Below are 935 nucleotides of genomic sequence, written 5' to 3'. Positions count from 1 at the left end.
GGGCAGCAGGGGCGCGGGGTCAACACGCCCATGACCGCGTCGGCGGCATGGGGAAGGCCGGTGCAGCAGGCGGGGTTGACCATCACCACGGTGGAGGTGCGGTCCTTGTGGACGCGGACGAACCCGACATCGGCGAGCTTGCGCACGTGATGCGACACCGTGGGCTGCCCGATCCCCAGTGCTTCGGCGAGCTCACCCACGGTGATCCCGGCCGGGCGGGTGGCGACCTGATGCAGCAGCCGCACCCGCGTCGGATCGGCCAGGCAGGCGAACCACTGTGCGTAGGTGATGGCATCACCCACCGTCAGCGCGTCCAACCGCTCGGCACCGGCGGCGCGCACGACCGGCATATCCAACGAAGTCATAACCACCACTATATCGACGAACATCGATGCTTGCATTCATCGATGGACGTCGATAAAGTCCTTGGCAAGTTAATCGATGACCGTCGATGAAAGGATTCCTCATGGTGAACGAACTTCCTGTCGTGGTGGTCGGAGCCGGGCCGATCGGTCTGGCCGCTGCTGCTGAACTGCGTGAACGTGGACTGAACCCGCTGGTGTTCGAACGCGGTGCCACCGCTGGTGCGGCCGTGGGCGAGTGGAATCATGTGCGGCTGTTTTCCCGCTGGGCCGAACTCATCGCCCCGGCCGCGCGCCGCCTGCTCGAGCCCAGCGGCTGGAGCGCCCCGGCCGAGAACACCTACCCGACCGGTCAGGAATGGGTGAGCGATTACCTGGTGCCGCTGGCGAGAGCCCTCGGCGAGGACGTGGTCGTCCTCGACACCGAGGTCGTGGGCGTGGCCCGCCGCGGCCGCGACCGGGTCGTGAACGCCGGACGCGACAGCGAACCGTTGTCGGTGCACCTGCGCTACGGCGACGGCAGGGAAGAGCGGGTGCTGGCGCGAGCGGTGATCGACGCCTCCGGCACCTGGG

2 protein-coding genes are annotated in these 935 nt (G+C 67.7%); one reads left to right on the top strand and one right to left on the bottom strand.

The window, feature by feature from the left end; translation table 11 throughout:
* A partial coding sequence (locus tag IU459_RS37320; RefSeq protein ID WP_195134281.1) for an ArsR/SmtB family transcription factor occupies positions 1 to 365 on the bottom strand: 365 nt, incomplete at its 3' end.
* A 104-nt stretch (positions 366 to 469) separates the two neighbouring features.
* Here IU459_RS37320 and IU459_RS37315 point away from each other — a divergent pair.
* On the top strand, positions 470 to 935 hold a 466-nt coding region (locus tag IU459_RS37315), incomplete at its 3' end, for an FAD-dependent oxidoreductase (RefSeq protein ID WP_195134280.1).

Origin of the sequence: Nocardia amamiensis (genome assembly GCF_015477605.1) — a bacterium.
GTDB classification, from domain to species: domain Bacteria; phylum Actinomycetota; class Actinomycetes; order Mycobacteriales; family Mycobacteriaceae; genus Nocardia; species Nocardia amamiensis_A.
The sequence above is the reverse complement of the archived record's forward strand: the minus strand, read 5'-3'. Positions and strand labels throughout refer to the sequence as shown.